Genomic DNA, 6862 nt, shown 5'->3' with positions numbered 1-6862 from the left:
GACTGCGATTCATTATGTGCCGGAACCCGAGCAAGAAAAAGTCGAACACGTCACCTACCAGGAACTGTACGTACGGGTGAATGAATTTGCGGCCCTGCTGCGGGATTTTGCAGGGTTAAAGGCCGGCGACCGGGTCACGCTGCACATGCCCATGATCGCCGAGTTGCCGATTACCATGCTGGCCTGTGCGCGGTTGGGTGTCATTCATTCCGAGGTTTTTGGCGGGTTTAGCGGCCGGGCCTGTGCCGACCGGATTGTCGATTCGGGCAGCAATGTGTTGATTACAGCGGATGCGTATTACCGCGCCGGCAACCTGCTCAACCACAAGCAAAATGCCGATATTGCGGTTGAACTGGCGGAAAAAGACGGCCAGAAGGTGGACAAGGTGCTCATCTGGCAGCGCTATCCGGGCAAAGCCTCCAGTGACACGCCAATGGTCGAAGGGCGCGATTATTTTGTCAACGACCTGTTAAAAGATTATTACGGTGAACGCGTCGACCCGGTTCCCATGCCGGCCGAAGCGCCACTGTTTCTGATGTATACCAGCGGGACCACCGGCAAACCCAAAGGCTGTCAGCACGGTACCGGCGGTTACTTGGCCTATGTTGCCGGCACTTCCAAATATGTGCAGGACATCCATCCGGAAGATGTTTACTGGTGCATGGCCGATATTGGCTGGATCACCGGTCACTCCTACATCGTCTACGGTCCCTTATCGTTGTGTGCATCCACGGTGGTTTTCGAAGGGGTCCCCAACTATCCGGATCCAGGGCGGCCCTGGCGCATCGCCCAGAATCTGGATGTCAACATCTTCCATACCGCCCCAACCGCCATCCGGGCCTTGCGCAAAATCGGCCCCGATGAGCCCGCCAAGTACAATTATCATTTTAAACATATGACCACCGTCGGTGAGCCCATCGAGCCCGAAGTCTGGAAGTGGTACTACGAAGTCGTCGGCAAAGGCGAAGCGGCCATCGTGGACACCTGGTGGCAGACGGAGACCGGTGGATTTTTGTGCAGCACCATTCCGGCCATTACCCCCATGAAGCCGGGTAGCGCCGGACCTGGTATGCCGGGAATTCATCCGATTATCTACGATGATGAGGGCAATGTCATCCCGCCGGGCGCCGGTAAGGCAGGTAACATTTGTATTCAAAATCCCTGGCCCGGCGGATTCCAGACCATTTGGGGCGACCGCGATCGTTTTGTTGATACGTATTACGCGCGCTATTGCAAAGATCCTCAAAGCAAAGATTGGCGCGACTGGCCTTACATGACCGGTGATGCGGCTGTGGAAGCCCCAGACGGCTATTATCGCATCCTGGGCCGCATTGACGACGTGATCAACGTTTCCGGCCACCGCCTGGGTACCAAAGAAATTGAATCCGCCGCGCTGGTGGTTGATGAAGTGGCCGAGGCGGCTGTCGTACCGGTGGCCCATGAAATTAAGGGCAAAGAGCCGGATCTGTATATTGCGCTCAAACCCGGCCTGGAAGCCTCTGATGATCTGGCCCAGAAAATTTCTGATGCCGTCTGCAAGGAAATCGGAAAAATCGCCAAGCCGCGCAAGGTCTGGATTGTCACCGATATGCCCAAAACCCGTTCGGGTAAGATCATGCGGCGGGTACTGGGTGCGATTTCAAACGACAAGGATGTTGGCGATGTGACCACTTTGGCCAATCCTGAGATCGTTGAAGAGATCAAAGATATGGCTAAATGATAGGGTTTTGACCTGTTCGGGTTAGAAACGCCTGATCGCTGTTTTGCCTAATACGAACACAGGCGCAACTGAACCAGAATCTGAAAAGACAGGCAAGAGGAGATCCGAATGAACTGTCAAAGGTATCCACCAACGGTAAAAAAATGACAGGCCTTCTGCAGGGATGCACGCTACTATGGACGCGACAGTGCTCTGCAGACATTTGGGGATTGACAATGCGATCAGATTATCTATTAAACGCACAAAGCAAAGGAGGTGATGCCGGCCCGCAAACGTTGATTACGGATATGAATCGTAATTTGTCTACTAATCTGTGAAAGGAGAAGAACATGGCTACTCATATTTACTGGCTGTTCTTTTTTGTTCTCCTTTACTGGGGATACTGCATTACCATCGGAGTCCGTGGCTACCTGATTGCCAAGAAGGGAACCGACTACTTTATTGCCGGACGCCAGCTCAACATCTGGGTATTCGTACTGGCAGCCACAGCGACCTCCTTCAGCGGTTGGACCTTTGTCGGCCACCCGGCTCTGATGTGGCGGGATGGGCTACCCTACGGGTATGCATCATTTTATGTGTTAACCATTCCGTTCACGGGCGTGCTCTTTTTGAAACGCCAGTGGCTGATCGGCAAACGCTATGGATATGTGACCCCGGGGGAGATGTTCCATGGTTATTTTAACTCAGAGGCCATGCGTGTTCTAACAGTGATCGTGGCGCTGTTTTTCAGTATTCCCTACCTGGGAATTCAGCTGCGGGCCTCGGGCGTGCTGTTTAACATTTTAACCGATGGCTTGTTTTCGGTTAATGTGGGCATGTGGCTGTTGGCCATCGTCGTGCTCTTGTACGTGGCCCTGGGCGGTTTGCGCTCGGTGGCTTACGTGGATACGGCCCAATGCATTCTGCTCTGGGGCGGTATTCTTGGCATCGGCGTTATTGCCGTCAATTATGCCGGTGGTTGGGATTCGCTGACCTCCAAGTTCGGCGATGTCGTGGCCTGGATCCACAGCGGCGGAACGGCGGTGCCCGCCTGGGCTGATCCGGAGGCGGTCAAAGTCTTTCTGGCCAACAAGAAATCCATCATCAAACTGACACCGGATGGGTATTCCCACCTGGTGGCGGTGCCGGGCGTCATCCAGTTCGTGCCCTCCCAGGCGACAGCTGTGGGCGGCACCTGGACCGGTTTCATGATTTTAACCTACATGTTTGCGTTGATGGGTATTCATGCGTCACCGGCCTTTTCGATGTGGGCGTTTGCCAACAAAAACCCCAAACCTTTCCCGCTGCAGCAAGTATGGGCTTCGACCCTGGGGATCGGCTTTGCCCTGTTCATTTTCACCACCATGCAAGCCATGGGCGGCTGGGTCCTTTCATTATACAGGCCGGAGGGGATGGATTCAACCATCCTGCCCCTTGCCAACCTGGTAGGCGGCAAACAGGCCAACCTGGTGCCGTATTTAATCCATCTGCTGAAAGACACCGCACCGTTTGCCGTGGGCCTGCTGGCCATCTGTGCTCTGGCGGCCATGCAATCCACCGGCGCGGCCTATATGTCGACCGCTTCTGGTATGCTGACTCGTGACATCGTCAAACGCTTTATTAAAAAGGACATGACCGAAACGCAGCAAACCTACTGGGGCCGTATTACCGTTCTGATCGTTGTGGGCTCGGCGCTGATTTTTGCAAGCCTTGTGCCCGGGGCCATCGTGATGTTGGGTGCATTTGCGACCTCCTACGGGTTTATGATGTACCCGGCCCTGATTTCGGTCTGCTACTGGAGATTCCTCACCCGTCAGGGCGTGGTTACGGGGCTGATCTGCGGTATGATTGCGGTCTTTCTAACCTTCCGGTTCGACCTGGGGCTGCCCTGGGGCTATAACCCGCTGACAATTTACGCTGCTGGCTGGGGTATTTTGTTCAACCTGCCGGTGGCCATCCTTATCAGCCTGTTTACGCAGCCCAAGGAAGCCGAGGATACATTCCGCATCGAATGGCATAAATTTGTCTCAGCGCATGCGGGTTTGCCCGAAGAAAAGAAACCGTTGATCAAATGGGGCTGGGCGATCACCATCATCTGGTTCCTGTTTGCCATCGGTCCGTTCTGCGTGATCGGCAACACCATCTTCGGTGATCCCATGGATCCGTCAACCTGGCCCAATGGTATGCCATCTATCTGGATCTGGCAGATTATCTGGTGGATCGCGGGTGTCGGTATGATGTGGTTCCTGGCCTACAAGCTGCAAATGTCGACCAACATTACCACCGACTTTGAGGCCTTGAAGCACGATATTTACGAAGATGAGCCTGCTGTTACTGAGGGCACCTCCCGCGGACAATCCGGCGTCTGACCCATAGACGTTAAATTGGATTAAGTGGATATCAGAAGGACGGGGAGGCGTGACCGCCTCCCCGTCCAATCCCTCCATCAGCGAATTAAAATCAAAGGGGGCAGGGATGATTGCTTGCTAAAGGCTATCAGTACCCGCAAACTATGTATCGTCCCGTATTTATACTAACCATTTCATTGCTCCTGGTGAGCGGTTGCGGCCTGGGCGTTTCAGATTATCAGGATGCGATCCTGGATGGTATTTCCGCCCTCAATCGAAACAGGACGGATAACGCACTTGAAGCCTTCAACCGCGCCATTGATATTGATCCAAACAAGGCCGACGGCTTCTTGGGAAGGGCCAACACACTCAGTACCCTGGAACGCTTTGAAGAAGCGCTGCCGGATTACAACAGGGCCATTGAAATCGAACCGACCATGGCCAATGCCTATGTGAATCGGGGATCCATATACAGCCGCATGGGGCAATATGAAAAAGCCATCGCCGATTACGAAAAAGGGCTGGAGCTGGATCCGGAGATCGATGATCCGCCGGGTTTTATAAAGCGTATGTTTAGCAACGAGCCGAATACGGATAAAGGTATCCGCCGGCATCTGGAATTTTTAAAGCAAAAGGTGCAAACCTCAAACAGCACCTCGTGAACCGGCATTGCAAAAAGGGGGGTTCAACAGAATCATTTCCACACTTGAAAAGCGTGATACAACATTCAGGTGTTGGGTTTAAAAAAGGTGTCAGGTGTCAGGTGTCAGGTTTCAGATAAGGTGAGTGCAGCGCTGGTCTGAAACCCAAGATCTGACGCCTAACGTCGAGGTTATCCAACGACAGGAGCAACCACTTTAACTGCCATAAAATTGAACACGATCCGGCCAAAGGAGGCACATCATGGCAAATCCTTATGAAGTTGCCCATAGCCAATCCATGGAAGACCCAAACGGTTTCTGGGGGGCGGCAGCTGAAGACTGCCACTGGTATAAAAAATGGGAAAAGGTATTGGATGATTCTAACAAACCGTTTTATCGCTGGTTTAGTGGCGGGGAGATGAACACCTGCTACAACGCCCTGGATTATCACATTGACAACGGCCGGGGTGATCAAAACGCGATGATTTACGATTCGCCGGTTACCGATACCATCAAAAAATACACCTACAACGATCTGCGTGACGAGGTGGCCCGTTTTGCCGGCGCCCTGGCTGCCCAGGGTTTGAGCAAGGGCGATCGGGTCCTGATTTACATGCCGATGATTCCGGAAGCTGTTATTGCTATGCTGGCCAGCGCCCGTCTGGGTGCGGTGCACTCGGTGGTGTTTGGTGGATTTGCCGCCAAAGAACTGGCGGTGCGCATCAATGATGCCAAGCCCAAGGTCATTGTGTCCGCTTCCTGCGGTATAGAGGTCAAACGCATCATTGCCTACAAACCGCTGCTGGATGAGGCCATTGACATGGCTGACGCTAAGCCGGAGTATTGCATTGTCAAGCAGCGACCCATGGAAACCGCTTCGATGCAAGAAGGGCGTGATCTGGATTGGGATGCTGTCATGTCAAAAGCCCAACCGCATGATTGTGTGCCGGTGGCGGCCACCGATCCATTGTACATCCTGTATACATCCGGAACCACGGGTGTGCCCAAAGGCGTGGTGCGCGATAACGGCGGTCACATGGTGGCCCTTAAATGGACGATGGGTGCCGTTTATAATGTGCAAGCCGGCGATGTCTATTGGGCGGCCTCGGATGTGGGTTGGGTCGTGGGCCATTCCTATATCGTTTACGGCCCTTTGCTGAAAGGATGCACCACCATTTTATTTGAAGGCAAACCGGTGGGCACACCGGATGCCGGTGTTTTCTGGCGCGTGATTTCCGAACACAATGTCAAGGTCATGTTTACAGCGCCGACGGCATTTCGCGCCATTAAACGCGAAGATCCCAAAGCGGAGCTGATGAAAAATTATGATTTGTCCAATTTTAAGGCGCTTTTTCTGGCCGGTGAACGCACGGACCCCGATACGCTTAAATGGGCTGAAAACAGCCTGAATGTTCCGGTCATCGATCACTGGTGGCAGACGGAAACCGGCTGGGCCATCGCTGGGAATTGTCTGGGACTGCATCATTTTCCGGTCAAGGAAGGCTCGCCCACCAAAGCGGCTCCGGGCTGGAACCTGCAGGTGGTTGATGAAAACACCCAGCCGGTTGCCAGCGGTGAAATCGGAGCGCTAGTGGCCAAATTGCCCATGCCGCCGGGCACTCTGCCGACACTGTGGAATAACGATGATGGCTTTTTGGCGGCTTACATGGAGGAATTCCCCGGCTATTACAAAACCGCAGATGCCGGTTATATTGATGATGAAGGCTATGTTTTTGTGATGAGCCGCACCGATGACATTATCAACGTTGCCGGTCACCGGCTTTCCACCGGTGCTATGGAAGAAGTCCTGGCCGATCACCCGGATGTGGCCGAATGTGCGGTATTAGGGGTTGAAGACAAACTCAAGGGACAGGTGCCCGTTGGATTTATGGTGCTGAATGCCGGTGTTGAGCGTGATTCGAACGAGATAATCGCTGAAGTCATCCAGATGGTGCGCGATCGCATCGGGCCGGTGGCTTCTTTTAAGACCGCCACGGTGGTCAAGCGCCTGCCCAAAACGCGCTCCGGCAAAATTTTGCGCGGCACGATCCAAAAAATTGCCGATAATACACCTTACAACGTGCCGGCAACCATCGATGATCCGACTATTCTGGATGAAATGGAGGAAGCGCTGACTGGTATCGGCTACGCCAAAGCCAGAAAAGAATAAAGTG

Annotated in this window: 4 protein-coding genes; all 4 read left to right on the top strand. The window is 53.6% G+C overall.

Going from position 1 to position 6862, the window contains the following annotated elements; translation table 11 throughout:
* A partial coding sequence (locus QNJ26_22325) for an acetate--CoA ligase (GenBank protein ID MDJ0988290.1) occupies positions 1-1720 on the top strand: 1720 nt, incomplete at its 5' end.
* Positions 1721-2049: 329 nt separating this feature from the next.
* On the top strand, positions 2050-4068 hold the full coding sequence (locus tag QNJ26_22320) for a sodium:solute symporter family protein (protein MDJ0988289.1): 2019 nt from the start codon (positions 2050-2052) through the stop codon (positions 4066-4068).
* A 110-nt stretch (positions 4069-4178) separates the two neighbouring features.
* Positions 4179-4709: a tetratricopeptide repeat protein gene (locus QNJ26_22315; protein ID MDJ0988288.1), complete on the top strand. Its 531-nt coding sequence runs from the start codon at positions 4179-4181 to the stop codon at positions 4707-4709.
* A 241-nt stretch (positions 4710-4950) separates the two neighbouring features.
* The gene (locus QNJ26_22310; GenBank protein ID MDJ0988287.1) at positions 4951-6858 is read left to right on the top strand and encodes a propionyl-CoA synthetase; all 1908 of its coding nucleotides are present in this window, start codon (positions 4951-4953) and stop codon (positions 6856-6858) included.
* Positions 6859-6862: the final 4 nt, after the last annotated feature.

Source organism: Desulfobacterales bacterium, assembly GCA_030066985.1.
Classification (GTDB): Bacteria; Desulfobacterota; Desulfobacteria; order Desulfobacterales; family JAHEIW01; genus JAHEIW01.
The sequence above is the reverse complement of the archived record's forward strand: the minus strand, read 5'-3'. Positions and strand labels throughout refer to the sequence as shown.

Bases quoted from the DNA above. Each gene is read 5' to 3' on its own strand.
- QNJ26_22320 (MDJ0988289.1), top strand. From the start codon at position 2,050: ATGGCTACTCATATTTACTGGCTGTTCTTTTTTGTTCTCCTTTACTGG.
- QNJ26_22310 (MDJ0988287.1), top strand. From the start codon at position 4,951: ATGGCAAATCCTTATGAAGTTGCCCATAGCCAATCCATGGAAGACCCA.